General features: G+C 69.4%; 1 protein-coding gene. It reads right to left on the bottom strand.

The window, feature by feature from the left end; translation table 11 throughout:
• A partial coding sequence (locus HU765_RS26695) for an MBL fold metallo-hydrolase (RefSeq protein ID WP_186624099.1) occupies window positions 1–245 on the bottom strand: 245 nt, incomplete at both ends.

Genomic DNA, 245 nt, shown 5'->3' with positions numbered 1-245 from the left:
ACACAGGAGCGCTCGTTGCTGGAAGCCCCCTGCGGCCAGTGCCAAAGCTCGACATCTACGCCATCCCACTGCCAGCGCTCGCCGCTGCGGCACAGCGACGCCGCTTCCAGCCCGGCAACCTCGCCGGCCAGCACCCGCTTCACCGGCACCCCACGCCGCACAGCCGCCGCCCCACCGGCATGGTCAGCATGGCCATGGCTGATCAGCATCACATCCAGCGCCTTCACCCCCAGCTTGCGCAAGGT

It is taken from the genome of Pseudomonas sp. SWRI81 (genome assembly GCF_014268545.1).
Lineage (GTDB): Bacteria > Pseudomonadota > Gammaproteobacteria > Pseudomonadales > Pseudomonadaceae > Aquipseudomonas > Aquipseudomonas hamedanensis.
Note: the sequence above shows the minus strand (reverse complement) of the source record. Positions and strands in the feature narration are given on the sequence as shown.